Below are 25578 nucleotides of genomic sequence, written 5' to 3'. Positions count from 1 at the left end.
CAGGTAAACTCAGCGTTCCGGTTCATCGATGCGCAGCCCAAATGCGTCGAGTAGGCGTGTGTCGTCCTCTTCGTCGGGAACCGCCTCGTTGTCGAGGTCAGGTTCTGCGTCGCCTCGTTCCTCCACTGGAGGGGCGGCTTCCTGGGCACGTTCGCGTGTGGGCGTCGGTTCGCGGTCGAGCTCTCGCTGCGGTCGCTCAGACGGCCGCCGCTCGCTTCCCACGCGGCGCGCCAGCAGGGCAGACTGCATCGCCAAAACGCCAAAACCCATGGCGACGAGCCATGTCGGCGCGGGCGCTCGGCCTGCTGGAAGCCACAGGGAGACCAAGCCGACAGCGAGGACGATCAGGCTCGGGACGAAGTCGCGCACGAGCGGGCTCCGATCACGCGACAGTGTAGCCGATGCCTGGCACGGTCGCACGCCAACGTGACGCAGTCGCGGAATCGTTGTATCCTGCGTCGCACCGCAAGCGGTTCCACGCGCAAGTGAGCGCGTCGGCGCGTGACGCGCAGCCCGTAGGATGCCCATGCCGAACCTCAAGCTCTGCATGATCTCCGGCTCGTTCGAGTACGACGCGCAACAATCGCTCCAGCTCTTCGCAGAGCACATCGACGGCCGGTTCCCCATCGATACGAACGTCATCGTCTACGCCAACGAGGACGACGACCGCGACCTCTCCCCCATCGACGACTGCGACGTGCTCCTCGTCTTTACGAGGCGGCTGAACACGGCAGGTGCCCAGCTCGACCGGTTCATCGCCTACTGCGACGCCGGACGGCCCATCGTCGGCGTGCGTACGGCGAGCCATGCGTTCCAGAACTGGCTCGTCTTCGACAGACAGGTGCTGGGAGGCAACTATCAGGGCCACTACGGCACGGGTTCCGTCTGCCGCGTCGAACGCGCAGCAGATCACCCGATCCTCGAAGGCGTGTCGGCGTTCGACAGCCACGGGAGCCTCTACAAGAACACGCCGCTGGCTCCCGGCACGGTGCTACTGCTCAACGGCTCGACGCCGGAGCACGTGGAGCCGGTCGCCTGGACGCGCTTCCACAACGGCGGACGCGTCTTCTACACGTCGCTGGGTCACCAGAAGGACTTCAGCGACGCGCCGGACTTCCTCCGATTGCTGGCGAACGGCGTCCTCTGGGCGGGCGGAAGGATATAGGCGCATGCGCCATCTGGCGTTCCTCTGGCTGTTCTTGGCGCTTGTCGTGAGAGCCGACGACCCGGAGCTCGTCGTCGGGCAACGCGAGGACGGGTCCCACGTCGTCGCGACGAGCCAGATCATCCGTCCGGCTGGGAGGTCCGTCGAGTTCGGCGGCAGACCCGTTGACCTCGTCGTGGATCGGCGGGGCTCCAAAGTGTGGGCCAAGGACAACCGGGGACTCGTCCAGATCGACCTGCACGACTGGAGCGTTTGGCAGGAGCTCGCGTTCGAGTCCGGCGGCGGGTCGATGCACGGCATCGCCGTGAGCCGCGACGGAAGCCGCGTTTTCCTGACGACGGCGCAGGACATGCTCTACGAAGCCGTGCCCTTCGATGGCGGCGACATGCAGTGGGCGCGGAAGATCCGTTTGCCGGGCTCCGACGGTGGGAGCTCCCATCCGTGCGGCATTGCGCTGTCGTCAGACGAGCAGACCGCGTACATCTGCCTGTCCCGGAACAACTCGCTGGGCGTCGTCGATCTCTCCTCTGGATCGCTCGTCCGCGAGATACCCGTCGGGATCGCGCCGTTCGATGTCGTCCTGTCGCCGGACGGCTCGACGGCGTACGTCTCCAACTGGGGCGGACGCAGACCTGCCGAAGGCGAGAGAACGGCTCCCTCGGCTGGTTCCCCGACGCTCGTCGATGAGCGCGGCGTCGCGTCCAGCGGCACGCTCTCTGTCATCGACCTAGCCAGCGGCGCAGAGATCGCTCAGATCGCGACAGGCTTGCATCCCTCGGACATCGTCTTGTCACCGGATGGCTCCCGGCTCTACGTCGCCAACGCCAACTCGGACACGGTGAGCGTCATCGACACGGCCGCGCGGACGGTGGTCGAGACCATCTCGATACGGCCCGACCCCTCGCTGCCGTTCGGCAGCGCGACGAACGCGCTCGCTTTGAGCGCCGACGGAACCGTTCTCTACACCGCGAACGCCGGGAACAACGCCGTCGCCGTCATCGAGCTCGGAAGCCCCAGCGCCGTGCGGGGCTTCATCCCAACCGCGTGGTATCCCGGCGCGGTCGCCATCGACGGCGACGAGCTCTTCATCGCCAACGTGAAGGGGCTTGGTTCCCGGAGCCGCAAGCAGGAGGGCTCGGGCTGGAGCGTCTACTGGCACTTAGGGACCGTGAGTCGCGTGTCATTGCCCTCTACTGACGAACTCGCGACGTACACCGCACAGGTCAAGGCAGACTCGCGCGTTCCGCAGATACTACGCGCGTGGGAGCGCAGCAACTCCGAGGTTCCGCCGGTTCCCGTGCCGGAGCGCGTCGGCGAGCCGTCCGTCTTTGAGCACGTCATCTACGTCATCAAGGAGAACCGGACGTACGACCAGGTGTTCGGTGACTTGCCTCAGGGAAACGGCGACCCGTCGCTCTGCATCTTCGGCAGGGAGGTCACCCCGAACCACCACGCCCTCGCCGAGGAGTTCGTCCTGCTGGACAACTTCTACTGCAACGGCGTCAACTCCGCCGACGGGCACTCGTGGGCAACGGAAGGTAACGTGACCGATCACCTGGAGAAGTCGTTCGGCGGCTTCACGCGCAGCTACACGTTCGGCGACGATCCACTCACCTACTCGTCCACCGGGTTCATCTGGGACAGCGTGCTGATGCACGGTCTGTCGTTCCGCAACTACGGCGAGATGGACTACTCCGAGCCTGTGCCAAGAGACGCCAGCTTCGCCGATATCTACGCCGACTACGTGAGCGGCAAGGGCGCGATCCGGTTCGACCAGAACATCGGGATCGACCGGCTGCGCAAGTACAGCAGCCGCGACTACCCCGGCTGGAACATGAGAATCCCCGACGTGCTACGCGCCGACGTGTTCCTGAGGGAACTGAAGGGGTTCGAGGCATCCGGCGACCTCCCGTCGATGACCATCGTCTACCTCCCAAGCGATCACACGACAGGGACGTCTCCCGGAGCGCCAACGCCACGCGCCCAGGTCGCGGACAATGATCTCGCGCTGGGACGGATCGTGGAGGGGGTATCGAAGAGCCGGTTCTGGGCAACGACCTGCATCTTCGTCGTCGAGGACGATCCGCAGGCGGGGTTCGACCATGTCGATGGGCACCGATCCATCGGTCTCGTGGTCAGTCCCTACACGCGGCGGGGAGCCGTCGTCAGCGAGTTCTACAACCAGACATCGGTTCTCCACACGATGGCGCGCATTCTCGGCATCCCGCCGCTGAACCAGATGGACGCGCTGTCGCCGGTGATGTCGGCGTGCTTCACGTCGGAGCCCGATCTCGCCCCGTACCGCGTGCGTCCGAACACGGTTCCGTTGGATGAGATGAATCCAGCGACCGGGTCGTTGCGAGGTCCTGCCAAGTATTGGGCGGAACGCAGCTTGCAGGAACGCTTCGACGAGTTCGACCGCGCCGACGAGAACACGCTGAACCGCATCCTGTGGCATTCCGTCAAGGGAGACGAACCGTATCCGGCGCACTTTGCCGGAGCCCATGGGACGGGTCTGAAGGCGCTCGGTCTGGCGCTGGACGGCAGCGACGACGATGACTAGGTTGACCAATCGCTAGGGGCGACCCGTCGGGTCGCCCGTGCGGTCGAACAGGGCGACGAACAGACGTGGAGGAGACTGACATGCTCAAGGCAGCATTCATCGGAGCCGGAGGACGATCTCAGGGAGCGCACTACCCGAACGTGCACCGCCTGCCGGATGTGAAGGTCGAGGCGGTCTGCGAGCTCGATGAAGCGCGCATGAAGAGTGTCGTCGAGCGCTACGGCATTCCGCGCCAGTTCACGGATCACCGGAAGCTGCTCGACGAGGTCGAGCTCGACATCGTCTACTGCGTCATGAACGAGCGGTGGCTCATCCAGCCAGCGCTCGATTGCCTGAACGCCGGCAAGCACATCTTCATCGAGAAGCCCCCGGGGAAGACGAGCGACGAGACCTGGGCGATGAAGGAAGCGGCCGAGGCGAACGGCGTCTACTGCATGGTCGGCTACCAGCGCCGCTATTCGGCGGTCACGCGCGAGGCGATGCGTCTGGTCGCAGAACGCGGACCCGCGACGCTCGCCGTCGGGGAGTTCCACAAGCTCATCAGCCGTAGCGACGGCGAGACGACGACCCTCTGGAACGACGTCTGCCACGTCGTCGATCTCGTCCGCTACATGGCGCAGAGCGAGGTCACCGAAGTGACGGCGTATCAGGACTGCCATAACGCCGACTGGCGGAACTGCTACACGGGCATGATCCGGTTCGCCAACAACTGCACGGGGATCGTTCTGGGGAACCGATCTTCGGGCGGGCGCGTGTTGCGGTCGGAGCTCCACGGCTACGGCGTCGGGTGCTACATGCGCATTCCCGAGCAGATCGAGATATTGGCGGATAACCAGCCGCCGCGCGTCGTGTCGGGCGCGACCTTGGGCGGCGGAGAACCGAACGACGGCGACCGCTACGAGGGCGTCCTGACCATGCACGAGCATTTCGTCGAGTGCGTCCGCGAGGGCAAGACTCCCATCAGCGACATCCGCGACGTCGTCCATACGTCCGATCTCGTCGACCGTCTCGAGGGCATCGGGCCGAAGCGCTGATCCTCGTTCCATCGGCGGAGGAAGCCAAGATGGATCGTCCTGTCGTCGCCATCGTCGGCACGCTCGACACGAAGGGCCCCGAGCTCCAGTTCCTGAAGGAGCGCGCCGAGGCTCTGGGCGTCGCGACCTGCGTCATCAACGTCGGGATCGTCGGCGACCCACTGTTCGAACCTGCTGTCAGCGCCGGAACCGTCGCTGAGGCTGCGGGCACGTCGCTCTCCGCGCTACGCGCCGAGGCGGATCGCGGCAAGAGCGTCACGGCGATGGCGGCTGGCGTCGCGGTCGTCGCGGAACGTCTCCACGCGGAGGGCGCGATTCATGGGGTCGTGTCGCTCGGCGGTTCCGCCGGAACGACCATCGGCACGTCCGCGATGCGCGCGCTGCCGGTCGGCGTCCCGAAGCTGATGGTCTCCACCATCGCGTCGGGGAACATGGGACCCTACATCGGCTCCAAGGACGTCGCCGTGATGTACTCCGTCGTGGACATCTCCGGCGTCAACAGCGTTTCGCGGCGAGTCTTCGAGAACGCGGCGGCGGCGATTGCCGGGATGGTGCAGACACCCCGAACCGAGAGCGCCGGCGACCGCCCGCTACTGGCGGCGACGATGTTCGGCGTGACGACGCCCTGTGTCACGAAGGCTCGCGCCGTGCTCGAAGCGGCGGGCTACGAAGTGCTCGTGTTCCACGCGACGGGAACCGGCGGTAGAGCGATGGAGGACCTGATCCGGGGCGGCTTCATCCGTGGCGTGCTCGACATCACGACGACGGAGCTCGCCGACGAGTTGGTCGGCGGGTCGCTCTCCGCTGGTCCTGAGCGACTCGAAGTCGCGGGGAAGCTAGGCATCCCGCAGGTGGTCGCGCCCGGGGCGCTCGACATGGTGAACTTCGGCAGCCCGGACACGGTTCCCAGTCGGTTCGCGGGACGCCGGTTCTACCAGCACAACCCGAACGTGACGCTGATGCGAACGACCGCCGAAGAGAACGCCGCCCTGGGCGACCTGATCGGCAGGAAGCTGAACACAGCGACAGGCTGCGTGACGTATCTCCATCCGGCGCGGGGCGTCTCCGCCATCGATGCCGAAGGCAAACCGTTCCACGACGCCGACGCGGACGCGGCTTTGCTGGCTCATCTGCGGACAGCAGCCGGATCCCGCGTCCGAGTTATCGAAATGGACGCCCACATCAACGACGATGCGTTCGCAGAGGCGGCGGCGAACGCCCTCATCGAGGCACTGCGCGACGGCAGCGGCGTCAACGCCTGACTTTGCGCGGGCGTTCTTGAGGCAGATTCGCGCATCTCCGCCGCGCTGAATCGACAAGGAATCGAAGGGCGATATGCAGCGCGTTCGACGCTTGATCCGAGAGCTCCGACGCAAGGGATTACACGCATCCGGGCTGGTGATCCCGTTGCTCTACTACCTCGGTCTCAAGCTCCGAATCCCGGGAACGGACGCGCACTGGGTCTCGCGTCCCGTTGCGGCAGCCATCCTCGGCGCGATGACGGTCGTCTACTTCGCGCTCGAATGGGTACGGCTGGCTGATCCGAAGCTGAATCGCCTCTTCGCGCAGACGTTCGGTTGGATGCTCCGCGCCGACGAGTTCCGTGGCGTGACCGGCGCAGGCTACTACTTGCTCGGATCGTTTCTCGCGGTTGCGTTGTTCAGTCCGTCAATCGCCATCGCCGCGATGCTGTTCCTCATCTTCGGGGACTTCGCTGCGGCGCTTGTCGGGACCGCGATTGGCAAGATTCGCCTCTTCGCTCGGAAGAGCCTTGAGGGCAGCTTGGCGTGCTTCATCGCCTGCTTCGGGCTGGGACTGCTGCTGTTCTGGCAGGTGAAGCCCGATTGGAGCATCGGCGTCCGGTTGGCGCTGTCGGGAGCCATCGCCGCGACGCTCGCAGAGCTGCTGCCCCTGCGGATCAACGACAATCTGACGATACCGCTGTTTTCCGGACTCGCCATCCTGTGGGCAGCGCAGACGCTAGGGATCGTGAACGTGCCGCTGCCCTAGGTCGCGTCCTGTGTCCGCCAGACCGGGACTGATCCCAGAATAGGACTAGGAACGCTATGGAAGCCAATACGCACCGTATGCATACGGGCTGGCGTCAAGGCGTCGTGTCGGGATGGATCGCGCTGGGTCTGACGATCCTCATCGGCTTCGTGGGAACCGGGTGCTTCGTCGATGTCACCGACGAGGGAGACGACGAAGCCCCTGCCGCTCCGCGAGGCGTCTACTCCGTCAGCGGCGACAACGAGGTCATCATCCGCTGGTACGCCAACGGCGAAAAGGACCTCGACGGCTACGAAGTCTGGCGCAGCCGCGATGCCCGTGAGGACTATCGCCGGATCGCCACGGTCGATTCCCATGTCACGGAGTATGTCGATCGCGACGTTCGGAACGGCACGACGTACTTCTACGCCGTCCTCGCGTTCGACCGGAGCGGGCACTCGAGCGCGTTCAGCCCGGAGACGGTCGAGGACACGCCGAGACCGGAGGGCTTCAGCGTGACGCTCTCGAACTTCAGGCTGAATCCGTCACGATCCGGGTTCTCCTTCAGCCGCGCCAACAGCGGGGCGACCCATTGGGACCGCAACGGCGATGACCTCCTGGACCGCGATCTCGACGTCTTCTTCGGCTTCGACACCGAGGTCAACATCGCCTACCTCTACTCCGATCACGACGACCTGTTCATGCAAGACCTCGGGTATCGCGAGGACATGACCGACGTCGACGTCGCGCCCGTGCGCGGCTATACGACGATTGCCACCGAGATGCTCGAAGGACATGCCTACGCGTTCTACACGCCTGACGGACACTACGCCAAGATCCGCGTGCGCCGCGTCTCGGAAGAGGCTTTGACGTTCGATTGGGCATACCAGCTCCAGCGAGACAACACGGACTTGGCTCCTGGTATCGCGCCGGCATCGGTCACTCGCGGTCGTCCGGCGAAGCGCTAACCGCAAGGAGCGAGCGCCGTCGATCATCGGCGGCGCTCCACACCCCGCTGGGTTCAGACATGCGTCGCACCATTGCCAACAGATACCTCACGATCCTCTGCACTTGGCTCGCTCTCTCGGCGCTCGGAGCAGATGCGCATCCCCTCGACGCCGCTCCGTTCTTAGAGCCGATGCCGGTGCGAGCGGGAGAGAGCCTGGTCTACGACGTGAAGCTCGGCAGGCTCTCCGCTGGCACACAGAGCCTCGACGTGACAGCCCAGCCGAGCGTCGGGGGCGAGCGCGTGCTGCGCCTCGTCTCGGATGCGGCTCCTTCGCCGCTCCTCGACAAGGTCTACCACTTCAAGGATCGGAAGGTCAGCTACATTTCGGCGGCAACGATGCTGCCGACGCGATACGAGAAGCTGATCGAGGACCGCTCCTATCGCGGCGACTTCTCCGTCGCTTTCGACCGCGATCTCAACACAGCGACCGTCTGGCGAGATGGGAAGCGGGAACAACGCGACCGCAAGATGCCGCAAGGCGTGCTCGATGAGCTCTCGATGGTCTACTACCTGCGCACGAAGGACCTTGTACCCGGCGTGCGGTACGAGTACACGTTCTTCACCGGAACCCGTCTCTTCGACGTCGCCGTCGACGTGCTCCGCTACGAGTACTACACCGCTCCTGCGCCGCTGGGTCGCGTCAAGACCCTCCGCCTCCAGGCATCCGACGGCTTCTCCGTGTGGATCACGGCGGACGAGCGGCGAATCCCGGTTCGCATCGAAGCGCCCATCCGCGTGTTCGGCAAGCTCGTTGCCACGCTGCGCGGGTGGTCCGGCATTCCTGGGATCAGCTCGCGCATTCGCCCATAGCTCGCATGAGTCGATGAGGAGGTCACTGTCCGTGCGCGTTGTCGACACCCATGCCCACATCTACTCGACCGATACGGCGAAGTACCCGCGCCGGGAGAAGCCCCTGGTTCCCCCAGAAGGAACCGGGACCGTGGAGCACATGATCCGCGAAACCCGTGCGAACGGCGTTTCAAATGTCGTCCTGATCCAGACGTTGACGCACTACCATTTCGACAACCGTGCGACGTGCGACATCGCCACCGACCAGCGTGGATGGACGACCGCCGTCGTGACGCTCGATCCGCTGGACGCATCGAGCCCGTCGAAGCTCGCCGAGCTCGTCGCCAAGCGCAACGTCCGCGGTCTCCGCACCTATCCGACGGAGGACAATCATCGGATTTTCGACCATCCCGGACATCGGGCCCTCTGGCAAGCGGCGGACGAGCTCGGGCTCACGATCTGCGTCCTGATCGGCATGGAACACACCGACCAGCTCGCAGGGCATCTCCTGCGCCATCCCAACGTGCCCGTCGTGCTGGATCACTGCATGGACCTGCACGCCGGCGATACCGACAAGCTGGCGCGGGTGCTCGAACTGGCGGCGCTGCCGAACCTGCACGCGAAGGTGACCTTCGCCGTTACGGGATCCAAAGAAGCCTACCCATGCGCCGACACGCACGATCTGGTCCATGCCGTCATCGAAGGCTACGGTCCTCGCCGTTGTATGTGGGGCAGCGACTTTCCCTGCGAACTGTGGTGTCCGAAAGTCACCTACGCTCAGCATCTCGCCATCTTCCGGGAAGAGATGCGCTTGGAGCCGGCGACGCTGTCGCATGTGCTCGGGGAGACCGCCGACCGCCTCTGGTTCGCGTCCCGATAACGTTTTCGGGTGTCGGCAGGAAGCACTTGCGCTTGCCTGAGCACCGATTGCGGGTACAATCGTGACGGCATGAACTCGCTGACGGATCTGCTCCGGACAACCGATGCGTACCGGTCGTTCACGTCTCTCTTGCGGGAGTCGTGTGCCCGCGAACCGGTGCAGGTGTCGGGAATCCACGGCGCTGGGAACGCCTTCCTTCTCGCTTGCATGCGCCGCGACCTCCCTTCGGACGCGCTGTTGCTGGCTGTCTTCCCGACTCAAGCCGAAGCCCGCAAGGTCTATCACGACCTGCACGCGTTCGACCTGGACCGCGTCGGGTTCTTCCCGCTGCTGCCGGACACGCTCGGAGAGGGCTCGGCGGATTCGCGCAAGAGCCTGCGATCCGAGCGCGTCGAATCCCGCGCTATGCTCTCGACCGGCGGAACCATCGTCTCGTCCATCCACGCGGTGTCTCAGTTCCTTCCCGCACGCGACGCCTTCAACGAGCTCATGACGACGATCCACGTCGGCGACCTATGCGACATGACCGAGTTCGTCGGCAGACTCGGCGAGGCGGGATACCACCGAACGGAGACGGTCGAGCTCAAAGGGCAGTTCGCCCACCGCGGAGGCATCCTCGACGTCTACCCGCTCACGGCACGCCGTCCGCTGCGGATCGAGTTCTTTGGGGACGAAATCGAGTCGATCCGGGAGTTTGACGAGGCGTCGCAACGCTCCATGTCCGGGGCTCGATCCGCCTCGATCCCGCCCGCGCACGAGTGGATCATGAGCGATGCGGCGAGGCAGGAGTGGCTGCTCCGAACGAGCGTCCGCTACGCGGAGGCTCCCACGACCACGCTTCGCGCTCACATCGAAACGTTGACCGAACAGCTCTTTGAAATGGGAGGGCTCGCGGACGTCGAGCTCTACTACCCGTACCTCAGCGCGAACCGCGAGACCCTTATCGACATGCTCTCCGAAGATGCCGTCGTCTATCTCGACGAACCCAAGTGGATGGATCGCGAGATGGAGCGCTTCTTCGAGCACGGAGCCCGTCTCACCGACGACGCGCGCGCCGAGGGAAGGCTCTGGATGGACAGCCACGAGGCATATGTCTCCACCGATGCGTTTCGGGAACGTATCGGGTCCCGACGGACGGTAGAGGCGTCTGTCTCGATGACATCCGAAGGCTCTGCCCGCCATACGACGATCACGGCGACGCCGCTCGTCGAGGAGAAGGGGAACCTGCAGCGGTTCCTCGAAGCCATCCCGCGATGGTCCGCCGCCGGGTACCGCGTCGCCGTCTTCTCGGAGACGGCGAAGGCTGCTGCCCAAATGCACGACGTCCTCGAGGATCACGGAGTCGCGAGTGGCAACGTGTCGACACATGTCGGCACGGTCTCGGACGGCTTCATCTCCCCGACGGCGCGGCTCGTCGTCGCCGCGCAAGAGGACATCTTCGGGCAGCGCGTTGTGCGACACCGTCAGAGCCGGTTCCGCGACGGCAAGCCAGTCGTCAACCTGGTCGATCTCCAGGAAGACGACCACGTCGTGCACACGACGCATGGCATCGCGCGCTACAAGGGCATCCGACGCATGAAGGTCGGCGCGGACGAGCACGACTTCCTAGCGCTCCAGTACGCCGCCGGCGACATGCTCTACGTGCCCACGTACAACATCAACCTGATCCAGAAGTACATCGGCGGAGGCGACAAAGGACCTTCCGTCGACCGGCTCGGCGGCTCCGCTTGGGCCCGGCTCAAGTCGAAGGTGCAGCGGTCGGTGGAGGACTTGGCGGAAGAGCTGATCGCTCTGTATGCCGCGCGTCAGACGGCGGCGGGTCACGCGTTCCAGCCGGACACGCCGTGGCAGACCGAGTTCGAGGCAGCGTTCCCGTTCGATGAGACTCCCGATCAGGAACGCGCCATCGTCGATGTGAAGCGCGACATGGAGACAGCGCGCCCGATGGATCGCCTCCTGTGCGGCGACGTCGGCTACGGAAAAACCGAAGTCGCGATCCGCGCGGCGTTCAAAGCGGTGATGGACATGAAACAGGTCGCCATCCTCGTGCCGACCACGGTCCTCGCCCAGCAGCACTACCTGACGTGCGTCGAGCGATTTCGGCAATTTCCGGTTCGCGCACGGTTGCTCAGCCGGTTCGCGAGCCCCAAAGACATTTCCGACACTCTCGAAATGCTCGCCAAGGGCACCTGCGACGTCGTCGTCGGGACGCACCGGCTGTTGTCGGCCGACGTCAGATTCCGCGACTTGGGGTTGCTCATCATCGACGAGGAGCATCGCTTCGGCGTCAAGCACAAAGAACGCCTCAAGCAGATGCGGAAGCAGGTCGATGTGCTGACGATGACCGCGACGCCTATTCCCCGGACGCTCCACATGGCGGTCGCCGGGGCGCGCGACCTGAGCGTCATCGACACGCCGCCGGAGAACCGGCTTCCCATCGAGACCAGCGTGATGGAGTATCGTCCCGACACGGTCCGGCAGGCGATCGTGCGCGAGGTCGGGCGAGGCGGACAGGTATTCTTCGTCCATAACCGCGTCGAGACGATCGAGAGTATTGCCAACGGTCTGCGCGAGCTCGTCCCGGAGGCGCGGTTCGAAGTCGCGCACGGGCAGATGAGCGAATCCATCCTCGAGTCCGCGATGATGCGCTTCATCCGGCACGAGTTCGACGTGCTGGTGTGCACGACCATCATCGAATCTGGGTTGGACATTCCGAACGTCAACACGATCCTGATCAACCGCGCCGACGCCCTCGGTCTGGCGCAGCTCTATCAGCTTCGGGGTCGCGTGGGCAGGTCGGATCGGCGGGCGTACGGCTACCTGTTCTATCCCGAAGATCGCGTGATGACCGAGGAATCGCAGAAAAGGCTCCGAGTCATCGAGGAGTTCACCGACCTGGGTTCCGGGTTCAAGATCGCTCTGCGCGACATGGAGATTCGCGGCGCCGGCAACCTGCTGGGTCCGCAGCAGCACGGTCACATCGCCGCCGTCGGATACGACCTCTACTGCAAGCTCCTCGAGAACGCCGTCGCACAGCGGCGCGGCGAGCCGGTCGAGGAGGAGATCGAGACCCAGATCAAGCTGCCCGTATCGGCGTTCATACCGGAAGCCTTCGTTCCGGATCAGGCGACCAAGCTGCTGCTCTATAAGCGAATCGGAGCGATCCGCGATCGGTCCGACCGGCGGGCGCTCGAAGAGGAGATCGTCGACCGGTTCGGCGCGCTACCATCGCAGGTGACGACGCTGCTCGACGTGGCGCTGCTGCGATCGCTCGCCGCCAGGCTGGGGGTGACCTCCATCGCCGTAGGCGGCAACGCGATCCAGTTTGTCGTGGACGAGAAGCGAGCGGCGCTCGACCCCGTTCGCGTCCTCGAACTCGTGAGGAGCCGACCCGGGGCGCGGCCCGTGCCACCGTCTCGGTTGATCGTTCCGGCGGCATCGATGGAACCTCGAGACCTGTTCGATACACTGTTCGACGCTCTGCGTCAGTTGGGTTCGGGGGCTTCCGCCCCAGGTACGACGGTAGCTTGATCTGCCAGCGGTGGCACGATCGGGCGATGGGTTCGTAGCGATCAGAGAACAAGGAGACACCATGAGGGCTCGATACTGGGCGACTCGTTTCACTGCCTGGGTTGGGTGCGTCGCGTTCGCTGCGACGACGGCGAGCGTCGCGACGGCGCAGACGAAAGTGGCGCCACAGGACGACGTCGTCCTCGCCGAGTACGTGTGGAACGGTCAGAAGCGCGAGATCCTGCTCAGCGAGCTCCGCAAGGAACTGGCAGACCTCCCGGAGTACCGCCGCGACGACTACGAAGGGCGCGAGGGCAACGTCGAATACGTGACCCTCATGGCGGAGAGCCGCGTTCTGCTGGAGCTGGCGCGTGAGATGGGTCTGCAGAACATTGCCGAGATCAACAACAAGGTGGAGAAGTACCGCCGCCAGTTGATCAAAGACGAGATCTCCACGCGGCAGATCGACGACAAGGTCGTCGTCACCGACGAAGAGGTCCGCGCCTACTACGACACCCACACGGACGAGTACATCATCCCGGAGCAGGTTCGGCTGATCTCGCTGGCGATGACGGATCAGGAGAAAGCGCAAGCAGCGCTCGACCGTATCCTCGGCGGCGAGGACCTGAAGGAAGTCGTCAGCGCGTTCTCGAAGCTGAACCAGAACGACGGGCCCGGCGGGACTCGCGAGGGCGACACGGGGTTGTTTGCCCGCAATTCGTACCCGATGGCGCAGGAGTTCGTCGACAAGGCGTTCGAGATGGAAGTCGGCGAGATGACGAAGGAGCTCCACGTCCAGACCGTCCGGGATCAGCAGTACTACATGCTCTTCCGGCTCGAGGAGCACAACCAGCCGCGTCAGCAGACCTTCGAGGAGGTCGTCGACTCCGCGCGCCAAAGCGCCGAACGAGAGAAGACCGAAGCCCGCGAGAAGGAATGGCACCAGTGGCTCAAGGACACGTCGGGGCTGGTCGTCTATCCTGACCGCGTGCCGAACGTGAAGCTGACCCAGGACGAGGAGCAGACCGAGGAGTCAACCGAAGGCAGCGAGGAAGCCGCTGCGGAAGAGACCCCCAAGGAACCGACAGTTCTGCCGACGGAAGTCGACAAGGGGCTCGTCCTCGCCGAGTACGCCTGGAATGGCACGCCCATTCAGTACACGTGGGGGATGCTGTGGAACGTGTTCGTCGATCTCCCCGAGTATCGGCAAAGCCGGTATGAGGGTCGCGAAGGCTTGACCAACCTGCTCCAGGAGGAGACGCTGGACGAGCTGAAGCTCCTCGACGGCGGCGACGCCGGAATCGGCAGCCGCCCGGAAGACGACGCGAAGTTCGTCGAGTACCGCCACCAGCTCATGGTCGAGAAACTGGTCAAGCAGCAGGTGGACGAGCAGGTCGAGGTGACCGACGAGGACATCCAAGCCTACTACGACGCACACACGTCCGAGTATGTCGAACCCGAGAAGGTGCGGATCACCTGCCTCACTTTCACGGACAAGGCTGAAGCCGAATCCACCCTCAAGGAGATCCAAGAGGGACGAGATATCAAGGAAGCCGCGAAGACGCTGACCGAGATGGGCAAGAACGTGGGTCCCGGCGGTCAGATGAACGGCGACACGAACTTCTTCAGCCGTGATACCTATTCGCACGCGGCGGCGTTTACGGAAGCCGCGTTCCAGGTTCCCGTTGGCGAAGTAACGCCGGAACCGATCGAGCAGGAGCTCGACGGCGTCAACTACTACATGATCTTCAAGGTCGACGATAGGACGCCCGAACGCACGCAGACGCTCGACCAGGTCCGCAACCAGGCGGAACGCAGCGCTGAGACCCAGAAGCGGCAAGCCAAGCTGCTCGATTGGCTGGACGGGCTTCGGACGAAGAGCAGCCTCGTCGTCCATGAAGACCGCGTGCCGGAGCCGCCCTCAAAGCCGTCCGACGAGGAATCTTCCGACAGCCAGGAGTAGCGGCGTTCCACCCGCATCATCTCGGAGGGAAGGCGCGTGAGACCATCGCTCGCTCTGCGCGGTCTCGTCACGGTCTGTCTGGTCGCCCTCGGCGCGGCGACCGGACAGGCGGGGTTCGCGAAGATCGTGGACCGCATCGTCGCCACGGTGAATCAGGACGTACTGACGCAAGGCGACTTGAACCGGCTCATCAACGAGCACATCCAGTTGTTGCGCGTCTACGAACGACGAAGTCCCGAAGAGGCGAAGCAGATCGCGGAGTCTCATGCGTCCGAGCGGCTGGACGACCTGATCGCCAGCACGGTGCTCGAACAGGAAGCCCAGCGACAGGAACGCGAGAAGCCTGAGCTCGCCATCAACCCGCGCATGCTGGAAGAGGAGATACGGCAGTTTCGCGCGGATCAGAACCTGAAAGACGACGCCGAGTTCGAGCGTTCCCTCGCTGCCCAGGGCTATTCCAAGGCGTCGTTCGAACGCGAGATGCGCAAGAGCCTTCGCATCAAGGAGCTCCTCAAGCGCGACGTGGTGCCGAAAATCCACGTCACCGACGCCGAAGCCGTCGCCCACTTCGCCGAACATCCGGGCGAGTACGAGACCAAGGATGCGGCACTGGACGCCTTGCGCGAGACACGGTTCGCCGCGGAGCGCGAGAAGTACATCGTGGCGCTCCGAGCCAAGGCGTTCATCAAAATACACGTGACGTTCTAGCGGAGCCCGCCAGGATGACGGCGCGCCGGAGGGGCAATGGAGTCAGTGGGAGCCGGGCACGTGCCAGGCAGGCGTCGCTGGCGACGATGGTATCGACTGGCGCTCGCTTCCTGGCTGGCGTTGGCAGTCCCTTGGCTAGCAGATGCCGCCGATCCGGTTGAGGAGGCTCCGCCGCCCGCCGACGCGGCGGATGCCCCAGCCCAGCCTCCCGAATCGGCGGAGGCGTTGGACGCGAGCGTCCTCGGCAGAACCATGGAGCTCCGCAAGGACCAAGCCTACGTCGAGGGCGCGGAGCAGGTCGTCTGGCGAGATAATATCGTCCACCTCAAGGGCGGCGCGTACATCCGGTTCGAGAACATGGTTCTCGAGTCGGAAAACGCATGGGCGGACTTCGACGAGAACGTCCTACGCGCCGAGGGCAACGTGCGGCTGCGGGTCGATGAGGAGGTGACCTACGCCGACGAGCTCGTGTTCAACCTGCGCACGAAGCAGGGGATCGCGCACGGCGGCGCGGCGTACGGCTCGCCCTGGTACTACCAGGGATACCGAATCCTCCGGGTGTCCGAGAAGGAGTCCCTCATCAATGGGGGGCGCCTGACGACGAGCTCGCTGAAGTACCCCCACACCTACTTCCGTGCCTCGCGGATCATCGTCCATCTCGACAACGAGATCATCGCCAAGCACGTCGTCTTCATGATCGGCGGCGTGCCTCTCCTCTACATTCCCGCTTATCGCCGCAGCATCCGCGAGAAGCGCCCGTCCACGGTCATCGTGAAACTGGGGTCGGACACGTTCCAGGGCAACTGGTTCAGCGTCAACGTGCCGTTGGCGCGCCGTCAGCGCGTGCGGAGCGCCGTTCAGTTCGACTACTCGTCGCTGCGGGGAACCGGCGAGGGAACCGAGACGAAGTACCAGATTCGCGATGTCGAGCTGCGCGAGATCCGTTTCGACATCCCCGAGGACGCGACCACCGACGAAAAGACCGCCCTGAAGCGCCGCGCCAGCGAGATACGGGACCGACTCGCCGGCGACTTCGACCAGGTTCTGGTCCAACGTCTGTTCCTCCCGCATCCGCGCGCCGAGGACGACGTGACGCGCGCGCGACAACGCGCCGATGAGATTCAGGCCGGTGCCGCCAAGGGCGAGGATCTCGAGCGCTTGGGAGGGCGGTTCTCGATCCTCGGATACCTGGTGCCCGGCGATGCCGCCTTGACGCCAGACCTGGAATCCGTCGCGCTCTTGCTGGAGTACGGGCAGGTCAGTCCGGTCGTGGCGACGGAGAGCGGCTTCTACATCTTCCGCGTCTCTGACACGATGGACCTCTACGGCACAGTCGAGAAACAGGTGCAGCAGGTGTTCGTGCCGATTCAGGCGAGCGACGAATCGAAGCAGGAGACGGCGGACCTCGCGCAACGCCTGCTGCGATCCGCCCGGAACGGCGAGGACTTCGCCGCGATGCTCTCGCGATACGGCTCAAACGTGCCTGAATCCGCCTGGACCGACTCCGAGAAGGAGAGGCGGAGAGGCGTCGGAGTCGCCGCCCAGACGCCGGGCTCAGCCAGCGACAGTTCCGAGCCGGTTCCGCAGGGACCTCCCGGCGCGCAGACCATCCGCACGCCGATCAACGACTTCGACTACAGCCAACGACGGCTCCTGACGGAGCTGCAGGTCGGCGAGACCACCGAAGCCATCTCGGTGGACGAGGGCATCCTGCTGCTGCGGCTTGCCGACAAGGAGCCCACTCCCGACTTCGCCCAACTGGCGCGAGAGATCAGCAACGCCGAGAGCGCCGAGGACGGCGGCTACATCGGGTACACGGGTCGCGGAGACGTGCCGCTGAACGTCTATCGAGCCTCGGTCGGCTTGGAGAAGGGCGAGGTGAGCTCGGTCATCGAGGCGCCCGAAGCCCTCTACGTCGTTCAGGCGGGGCGTCGGCGCACGATGAACGGCGAGGTCTACCTGTTCACGAAAGACATTTACTCCTACGGGCGGCAGGAAACGTTCAAGATCGGCAGGCAGTGGGATGGAGCCGCTAGCCATCGGATGGAGGTCCCAACTCCGTGGGACAAGACGGGGCGCTACGAGCGTCGCGGCGTCACGTTCTGGGGCAAGGTACAGTACGGGAACCGCAACTACTTCGGAAGCTACGGAACCGACCGCGCCGAGCTCCAGACGTTCGGCGTCGTTACGTTCAGCTCCATCTCCGGGCAGGGAGCGACCTCCGTCGACGGTCGCCTGACGGTCGACAAGACGTTCGAGCTCAGCGAGGACAGCAGCGGCACGAACCAACGCCTGCCGGAACTGACCTTGTCGTGGTCATCTGAACTCGAACGGCTGTGGGGACTCCGGCGGATCAACGACCGGCTGATGCAAGCCGCTCGACGCGTGGACCGATGGAAGCTTCCTCTCCTCGCCGTGCCAACGCTGACGGACGCGAACTTCTCGCTCGACGGGACCATAGCGAATCTGTACCGGAACGAGTTCCGCTACTCGCCGGGGATCCAGGCGATACGCCAAGCGCGAGGTCTGTCCGCCGACGAGACCGAGGACGTGTTCCTCCAAGCCGGCGATCTGGGTCTCGACGTCTCGAAGCAGTCCAAGCTCAAACTGACCCAGACGCGCGAGTTCGTGCTGTCGCTGAGGGGCAGCACCCAAGCCGTCTGGCACCAGAAGGACCAGAAGGGGAACACGAACATCATCCGTCCTCTGGTCAGCGCGAGTTCGAGCCTGAGCAACCTGCTGTTCCGCGTGTGGGACATCGGTTGGGTTCCCGGCGCCAATCGACTCCGGCACGAGGTTCGCTCGGAAGCCGGCTTCGACTGGGCCCCGTCGGCGAATGACGCCGACGAAGACCCCGACAACCCGTCGCCGGACACGATCAAGCTCTATCCGTTCGGTTCCAGCACGTACCTCTACGAACGGAAGCTCATCCGGCTCAGCCTCACGTCGAACGTCCAGATCAAGACGCGCGCCAACAAGGTCGTGAACGCCCTGACGCTGAGCGTCCGAACGTCGCGGGACTACACGGACCGGTCGGCGGTCGGCGACCGAAAGTGGGAGTTCATCAGCGGCACGATGAACTTCTCGCCCCTCAGCAGCGGGAACCTCTATGGCACGCTGCAGACGACGGTCGATCCCAACACGTACTCGCCAACGTCCACGATCCAGCGAGCCCCCTTCTCGTTGATCGGGCTGTCGTCGGCGCTCCACTATCGCGGCGGCAACTACACGAAGGGGTGGAACCTCGACCTGGGGAGCCAGTACACCAACTACACGTCGGCGCGACGGTCGTTCCTGATCGGCGGATCGTGGCGACCCAGCACGCTGCTGGAGATCTCCCTCGACACTCAGTGGGACTACGACCGAGACCGGATCGCCAACCCGACCGGATGGCGAACGAACTCGCTGGCGCGCTCGTCGGGCGTCGCCTACCTCCATCCGTTCTCGCAGAACCTGACGCTGCGCAGGAACCTGCGCGACTGGGACCTCCACATCACCTGGAGGCGCTACGGCAGCATCGGCAACGTTCGCAAGGAATTCACCTACCAGATCAATCTGATCGCCGACCCGATGGTCACCATGGGCGCGGGCTACGACGGGATCACGCAGAGCTGGGGCTTCAGGAGCCTGCCGATCGGCGTTCCGTCTACGTTCACCGCAGGCGGCTTGGGCAGGTCGGGCTTCTGACGAGCGGAGTGTCGCGTGGCAAGATGGACTCGCCGAGAGATCGAAGACGTCGCCGCAGAGCGGATCCTCGTCGTTGACGGAGCGATGGGAACCGCGATCCAAGCGCTCGACTTGAAAGCCGCCGATTATGGCGGCGCTGAGCTCGAAGGCTGCAACGAGAACCTGGTCCGCACGCGTCCCGAAGCCATCGCCGGCATCCATCGGGGCTACCTCGACGCGGGCGCGGACATCATCGAGACGAACACCTTCGGCTCGACGAGCATCGTTCTGTCCGAGTACGGGCTCGCAGGCGACGCGTTCGAGCTGAACCGTCTGGCTGCGGCTCTCGCGCGGGAGTGCGCCGACCGATCGAGCGGCGGCAAACCGCGATTCGTCGCCGGATCGATGGGCCCCAGCACCAAGGCGATGTCCGTCACCGGCGGCGTGACCTGGGATGAGCTGGTCGCCGCCTATCGAGAGCAGGCGCTGGGGCTGATCGACGGAGGAGTCGATCTCCTGCTGCTGGAGACGGCTCAGGATACTCGGAACGTCAAGGCGAGCGCCGTCGGGATTCTCGACGCGATCCGGGAGTCGGGGATCGACGTCCCGTTGATGGTGTCGTGCACCATCGAGCTGATGGGGACGATGCTCGCTGGACAGAGCATCGAAGCCTTCGCGACATCCGTCGAGCACTTGCCGTTGTTCAGCGTCGGGTTGAACTGCTCGACAGGTCCGACCTTTATGACCGACCACGTCCGCGCTCTCGCGCAGCAGAGCGAGTCCCGCATCACCTGCGTTCCCAACGCGGGTCTGCCGGACGAGAACGGCAGCTACCACGAGACCCCGGAATCGATGGCGCGCGTCCTCGCCCGCTTCGCCGAGTCCGGCTGGATCAACGCCATCGGCGGATGCTGCGGCACGACGCCCGCGCACATCCGAGCGTTCTCCGCAGTCGCCGAGGCGCACGCGCCGCGTCAAGCCTCTCCTGTGCGCCAGACGCGCGTCTCGGGGATCGAGTTCCTGGCTCTCGAAGACGACGGCAGACCCTATCTGATCGGAGAGCGGACGAACGTTCTGGGCAGCCGGAAGTTCAAGCGGCTCATCGCGCAAGGCAAGCACGAGGAAGCCGCAGAGATCGGGCGGGCTCAGGTCCGCAACGGCGCGCACGTCGTCGATGTATGCCTTCAGGACCCCGACCGCGACGAGCTGAGCGACATGCGTTCGTTCTTGTCGCACCTCGTGCGCAAGACTCGGGCTCCCCTGATGATCGACTCGACGGACCCGGACGTCATCGAAGAGGCGCTCCGGTTCTGCCAGGGGAAGGCGATCATCAACTCGGTGAACCTAGAGGACGGTGAGGAACGTTTCACGCGTGTCGTGCCGATTGCGCGGCGCTACGGAGCCGCGCTCGTCTGCGGGACGATTGACGAAGACCCGGTTCAAGGCATGGGCGTCACGGCGGATCGCAAGCTAGCGATCGCGCAACGAAGCCATGCGCTGCTGACCGGCAAGTACGGCGTCCCGGAAGAGGACATCATCTGGGACCCTCTCGTCTTCCCCGTCGGAACCGGCGATGCAACGTACATGAACGCCGGTTGGGAGACCATCGAGGGCGTACGGCGGCTCAAGGAGGCGTTCCCGCAGTGCAAGACCGTTCTCGGCATCTCGAATGTCTCGTTCGGGCTGCCTCCGGCGGGCAGGGAAACGCTCAACTCGGTGTTCCTCTACCACTGCACGAAAGCGGGACTCGACCTCGCCATCGTGAACTCGGAACGGCTCGTCCGCTACTCGTCGATCCCCGAATCGGAGCGCGCGCTTGCCGAACGGCTTCTGTTCGAAAACTCGGAGCAGGCGATCCAGGAGTTCAGCGACGCCTTCCGGGACGCGCAGGAAGCGACATCGTCAGCGCCGATGGAGGGCCTGTCGCTCAATGAGCGACTCGCTCGCTACATCGTCGATGGCTCGAAGGACGGCTTGGTCGACGACCTGAACCTGGCGCTCGCCGAGCGATCTCCGTTGGATGTCATCAACGGACCGCTGATGGCGGGGATGGATGAGGTCGGCAGGCTGTTCAACGACAAACAGCTCATCGTGGCAGAGGTGCTCCAGAGCGCCGAGGCGATGAAGGCAGCGGTCGATCACCTCGAACCGTTCATGGAGAAGTCCGAGACGTCGACCAAGGGCACGGTGATTCTCGCGACGGTGAAGGGCGATGTCCACGACATCGGCAAGAACCTGGTCGATATCATCCTCTCGAACAACGGGTACCGAGTCGTGAATCTGGGCATCAAGGTCGCGCCGGAACGCCTCGTGGAAGCGTACGAGGAGCATCGCCCGGACATCATCGGACTGTCCGGGTTGCTCGTGAAGTCGGCGCAGATGATGGTGACATCCGCCGAGGACCTGACGACGGCGGGCATCGAAGTTCCCCTGCTCGTCGGTGGCGCAGCGCTCTCCGACCGGTTCACGCGGTCGCGGATCGCTCCCGCCTACGGAAAAGGGATTGTCGCCTACGCGAAGGACGCGATGGACGGACTTCGACTCGCCAATGTTATCATGGACCCCAAGAGCCGCGAGGCGCTGAGAGTCGACGCGCCAGCGGCGGAACTGGCGGATCCGAAGCCGTCCTCCGAAGTGGCGGAATCCGTGGCAACGATCCGCACGGAGGTACGACGTGCTGATGTGCCGCCGCCGCCAGACTACCGACGACACGTGATCGAGCCGGACCCGGATGAGCTCTTCCCGTTCATCGATCCGCAGTTGCTCTACGGGCGAGACCTGGGACTGCGCGGCAGCTTCCGACGACAGATCGACGCGGGCGATCCTCGCGCTCGCGAGCTACAGGCGCTCATCGACGAGATACGCGCCGCGTCTGCGCGAGAAGGCTGGCTGCGCGCGCGAGCCGTCTATCAGTTCTTCCCGTGCGTGTCGCGCGGCTCGACCATCGAGATCCTATCTCCCGATCACTCGCGGACGGTCGCGTCGTTCCGGTTCCCGCGTCAGCCGGATGGGAACCGACTGTGCCTGGCGGACTACGTGGCTCCAGTCGATGGCGGCGGAACCGACAATCTGTGCTTGTTCGTCACCACGGCTGGCGAAGGCGTCCGAGAGCGCGCCGAGGAGTTGAAGCGAGCGGGTAAGTACCTGATGTCGCATGCCCTGGGCTCGCTCGCCTTCGAGTACGCCGAGGCGGCGGCGGAATGGCTCCACGCCCGCGTCCGCGCGATGTGGGGCTTTGGCGATCCGCGCGATATGACAATGCAGCAACGGTTCCGCACAGAGTACCGAGGACGCCGGTACAGCTTCGGGTATCCAGCGTGTCCCGACCTGGCGGAGCAGAAGACGCTCTTCTCCTTGCTGAGCCCGGCTGAGATCGGGGTGGCGCTGACGGAGACCGGCATGATGGACCCCGAGGCGAGTGTGTCGGCGCTGGTGTTCCATCACCCCGACGCGACATACTTCGACGCGCGAGCGGCGGCAGACCGGTAGCCAACGGTCCGCCGAGCGATCGCGCGAACAGCGGCTGTGGCATCGCCAACCCGGCACAATGCGCTGTAACGCCGTAACCCGCAGGACGTATCAATCGCAATGAGAGGCTCCATTGTCCTCGCCGACCGGCTCCGTCCGCGCTTGCCGTGGACGGCTGCCGCGGGTGGTTCAGCCCCCGAAGAGCCCGGTTGGGGAGGCGGCGCTCGCGTGGTACGAGGCAACCAGTGCCCATCAAGCTCCTGCGACGGACGACCTACTTCCGGCTCCTTGACGCCGCACGCGAGCGCGACAAGCTCCGCGAAGAGCGCGAGGCGTACGAGGACTCTATCCGCGCCCTCCAGTGCCAGGTCGACGAACTCCGTGATGCGCTCGCCGATGCCGAGCGGAGCCGTGCCGACACCGAAGCCGGCATCCCCGGTCTGGTCGAACGACGAGTCGAGGAACGTATCCTCGAGATGAGCGTCTCGCGGCGGCGGTTCGAGCAGCTCGCCGAAGATCGGGCGCAGTTAGTCGAGCTGTACATCGAGAAGTTGACCTCGCTCGCCTGCCGCTTCGCCCTCGAAAGCGTCGAGACCCAGCACAACCGAGGTCTGCTCGTGCTGCTCGTCGACGCGCGGAACATGGATCCGGGGCATTTCTCCGACTTCCACGAAGGACAGGCGGAGTACCTCGATCATGACGAGTTCCGAGGCATCGACCGTCAGCCGCACATCTTCTCGCCCAACGCCTACAACGTCTTCGAGTACATGGGTGGCAAGGAGCTCCGGCTGAGCGACGAGGGCGACGTGCTGGGCTACGAGGAACGCGACGGAGCCCTCATCGTCGACCTGTGCGGCATCATCGTCCGAACGCGCCAGATGGTCGAGGGAGTGCGATCCTATAAGGTCTATTCGAAGGTCGAGCGGCTCATGGACGGCAGTGCCCGTCACAGCGCGGCGATCTACGGGTCGTCACTCGACGAAGTGCTGGTGGCGATCGCGGTCAGCGAGGAAACGAACCATGTGACCGTGTTCCGCGACGGTCGGTTCGTCCAGGCGTATGACCCGCATGGCGACAGAATCATCTCACGCGCCGACTACTTCGGCGAGTCGTCGTCCGAGCAGCCCAGTCGAGTGTTGCCGATGACGCCGCCCCGACGGCACGTTGCGAACGATCTGGACGTCGACTTGGACGCTGCCGAGTCCTGACATCCTACCGCCCTTCACGGCGAGGAGCTCGATCGTGACCGCGCTTCGCGCAGAATGTCCATCCGCGACGTCACTGAAACCTGCGACGCCGCGCCTCGAGCGAGCCAGTCCCGAACGCGTACAAGCGGTGCTGGAATCGAGGCGGCTTTCGCTGATGGCGGTGGCTCGGCAGGTGGGCCCGTCCGTGCTCTACTCGGCGCTCTTCTTCCCAGCCGCTTCGCCGACCGCCGTAGAGCGCGTCTGCGCGGTGCTGCGGTGTTCGCCGGGCGATCTCGCCGCCGGTTCATCCCGGAGGCGCTGATGCCTCGCGCCGACATCGCCGCTCCCCAGCCGACTTCCGAACGCACCGCCATCCTCAACGGAACGCGGATCACACCGTTCCGTGTCGAACCGAATGCCGACGGTCTCTGGATCGAAGCCGGCAGATGGATATCGCCGCCGGACTCACGGTCGGGATGGCGGATCGTCGACGCGAGCGGGCTCTATATCGCTCCCGGATTCATTGACGTCCATATCCACGGCGGCGCGGGCTCCGATTTCATGGACGGAGCAGCGTCCGACGCCCAACGCATCGCCGGCTACCACGCGACCGGTGGAACAACGTCTCTGCTGGCGACCACCGGCGCAGACTCGCTCGGCGGGTTCATGCGTACGATGGATAGCGTCGCGGAAGCCATGGCGAGCGGCGCGGGAGGCGCGCGACTGCTCGGCGTCCACGTCGAGGGGCCCTACTTCAGCCCCGCCAAGCGCGGATGTCACCTCGCCCGCTACATCCGCGCGCCCCGTCCCGACGACTACATGCCGCTGCTGGAACGGGACGAGGTTCGCTGGATGACGCTCGCCCCGGAACTGCCCGGCAGCGAAGGACTCATCCGCGCGCTCACGGAACGCGGGATCGTCGCCAGCGCGGGGCACTCCGAAGCGACCTATCCGCAGGTCGAGGAGGCGGTCGGTTGGGGGCTCCGCCACTCGACGCACCTCTACAATGCGATGTCCTCGGTGACGAAGCGGGGCCCGGCGAGGATCGGCGGTCTAGTCGAGGCGTCGCTGCTCCTGGACGGCATGACGACCGAGCTGATCGCCGACGGTCACCACGTGCCCGACGAGCTGATGCGCCTCGCCGTGCGATGCAAAGGCGTCGATGGCGTCTTGATCGTCACGGACGCCCAGCGGGCGGCGGGCATGCCCGACGGCGAGTACGAGTTCGGTCGCCGAGGCGAGGGCGTGCCGTTCGTTGTGAGGAATGGCGTCGCGATGATGCCCGATGCGTCCGGCTACGCGAGCTCGACGATCCGCATGATCGACGCCGTGAGAGTCGCCCACGAGCGCATCGGCGTCGGGATCGCGGAAGCGGTGCGTATGGCGTCGCACAACCCGGCTCGACGCCTTGGGCTCGAAGTCGAGCTGGGTTCGCTGGAACCGGGGAAACGCGCGGACGCGGTTCTGTTCTCGCCGGAGTGGGAAGTCGTGCAGACGCTCGTCGACGGCTCGGAGGTCTATCGACGCAGCTAGCTGCGCGCGGCGAGCGTGGCGGAGATCGCGACCCAGCCCTCGTTCTCGCGCTGCTCGACGATTCGGAGACAGTGATTCGGCAGCGCGTCGCGCACCTTGTCGCCCTCAGGCAAC

At 64.9% G+C, this 25578-nt stretch carries 16 protein-coding genes; 15 read left to right on the top strand and 1 reads right to left on the bottom strand.

What is annotated here, in order from left to right; genetic code table 11:
• Nucleotides 1-9: 9 nt before the first annotated feature.
• Nucleotides 10-369 (bottom strand): MFS transporter, encoded by a 360-nt coding sequence (locus tag FJZ36_06295; GenBank protein ID MBM3214506.1) that lies wholly within the window; start codon nt 367-369, stop codon nt 10-12.
• A 151-nt stretch (nt 370-520) separates the two neighbouring features.
• Here FJZ36_06295 and FJZ36_06290 point away from each other — a divergent pair, with 151 nt between their 5' ends.
• The 15 genes from FJZ36_06290 to nagA all read left to right on the top strand — a co-directional run bounded on the left by FJZ36_06290 (nt 521) and on the right by nagA (nt 25464).
• Nucleotides 521-1165 (top strand): ThuA domain-containing protein, encoded by a 645-nt coding sequence (locus FJZ36_06290; GenBank protein ID MBM3214505.1) that lies wholly within the window; start codon nt 521-523, stop codon nt 1163-1165.
• A 4-nt stretch (nt 1166-1169) separates the two neighbouring features.
• Nucleotides 1170-3728, top strand: a complete 2559-nt coding sequence (locus FJZ36_06285; GenBank protein MBM3214504.1) for a bifunctional YncE family protein/alkaline phosphatase family protein — start codon at nt 1170-1172, stop codon at nt 3726-3728.
• A gap of 80 nt (nt 3729-3808) precedes the next feature.
• Nucleotides 3809-4762 carry a Gfo/Idh/MocA family oxidoreductase gene (locus FJZ36_06280; protein ID MBM3214503.1) on the top strand — a complete coding sequence of 318 codons (954 nt, stop codon included), beginning with the start codon at nt 3809-3811 and terminating at the stop codon, nt 4760-4762.
• A 29-nt stretch (nt 4763-4791) separates the two neighbouring features.
• A complete protein-coding gene (locus tag FJZ36_06275) occupies nt 4792-6024 on the top strand; it encodes a UPF0261 family protein (protein ID MBM3214502.1) in 1233 nt (410 codons plus the stop codon).
• 73 nt (nt 6025-6097) lie between these two features.
• Nucleotides 6098-6772 (top strand): hypothetical protein, encoded by a 675-nt coding sequence (locus FJZ36_06270; protein MBM3214501.1) that lies wholly within the window; start codon nt 6098-6100, stop codon nt 6770-6772.
• A 56-nt stretch (nt 6773-6828) separates the two neighbouring features.
• A complete protein-coding gene (locus tag FJZ36_06265; GenBank protein MBM3214500.1) occupies nt 6829-7719 on the top strand; it encodes a fibronectin type III domain-containing protein in 891 nt (296 codons plus the stop codon).
• A gap of 59 nt (nt 7720-7778) precedes the next feature.
• Entirely contained in the window at nt 7779-8570 is a 792-nt protein-coding gene (locus FJZ36_06260) for a DUF3108 domain-containing protein (protein MBM3214499.1), read from the top strand.
• Nucleotides 8571-8583: 13 nt separating this feature from the next.
• Complete coding sequence (locus FJZ36_06255; GenBank protein MBM3214498.1) at nt 8584-9429, top strand: hypothetical protein; 846 nt, start codon at nt 8584-8586, stop codon at nt 9427-9429.
• A gap of 69 nt (nt 9430-9498) precedes the next feature.
• Nucleotides 9499-12960, top strand: a complete 3462-nt coding sequence (gene mfd, locus FJZ36_06250) for a transcription-repair coupling factor (protein ID MBM3214497.1) — start codon at nt 9499-9501, stop codon at nt 12958-12960.
• Nucleotides 12961-13021: 61 nt separating this feature from the next.
• Nucleotides 13022-14902, top strand: coding sequence for a peptidyl-prolyl cis-trans isomerase (locus FJZ36_06245; GenBank protein MBM3214496.1), 1881 nt, complete (start codon nt 13022-13024; stop codon nt 14900-14902).
• Nucleotides 14903-14917: 15 nt separating this feature from the next.
• Nucleotides 14918-15610 (top strand): hypothetical protein, encoded by a 693-nt coding sequence (locus FJZ36_06240; GenBank protein ID MBM3214495.1) that lies wholly within the window; start codon nt 14918-14920, stop codon nt 15608-15610.
• A gap of 36 nt (nt 15611-15646) precedes the next feature.
• On the top strand, nt 15647-19297 hold the full coding sequence (locus tag FJZ36_06235) for a hypothetical protein (GenBank protein ID MBM3214494.1): 3651 nt from the start codon (nt 15647-15649) through the stop codon (nt 19295-19297).
• Between the two features lie 15 nt (nt 19298-19312).
• A complete protein-coding gene (gene metH / locus FJZ36_06230; protein ID MBM3214493.1) occupies nt 19313-22765 on the top strand; it encodes a methionine synthase in 3453 nt (1150 codons plus the stop codon).
• Nucleotides 22766-22989: 224 nt separating this feature from the next.
• Entirely contained in the window at nt 22990-23952 is a 963-nt protein-coding gene (locus FJZ36_06225) for a hypothetical protein (protein ID MBM3214492.1), read from the top strand.
• A gap of 54 nt (nt 23953-24006) precedes the next feature.
• Nucleotides 24007-25464: an N-acetylglucosamine-6-phosphate deacetylase gene (gene nagA / locus FJZ36_06220; protein ID MBM3214491.1), complete on the top strand. Its 1458-nt coding sequence runs from the start codon at nt 24007-24009 to the stop codon at nt 25462-25464.
• Nucleotides 25465-25578: the final 114 nt, after the last annotated feature.

This window comes from Candidatus Poribacteria bacterium (assembly GCA_016866785.1).
Lineage (GTDB): Bacteria > Poribacteria > WGA-4E.
Note: the sequence above shows the minus strand (reverse complement) of the source record. Positions and strands in the feature narration are given on the sequence as shown.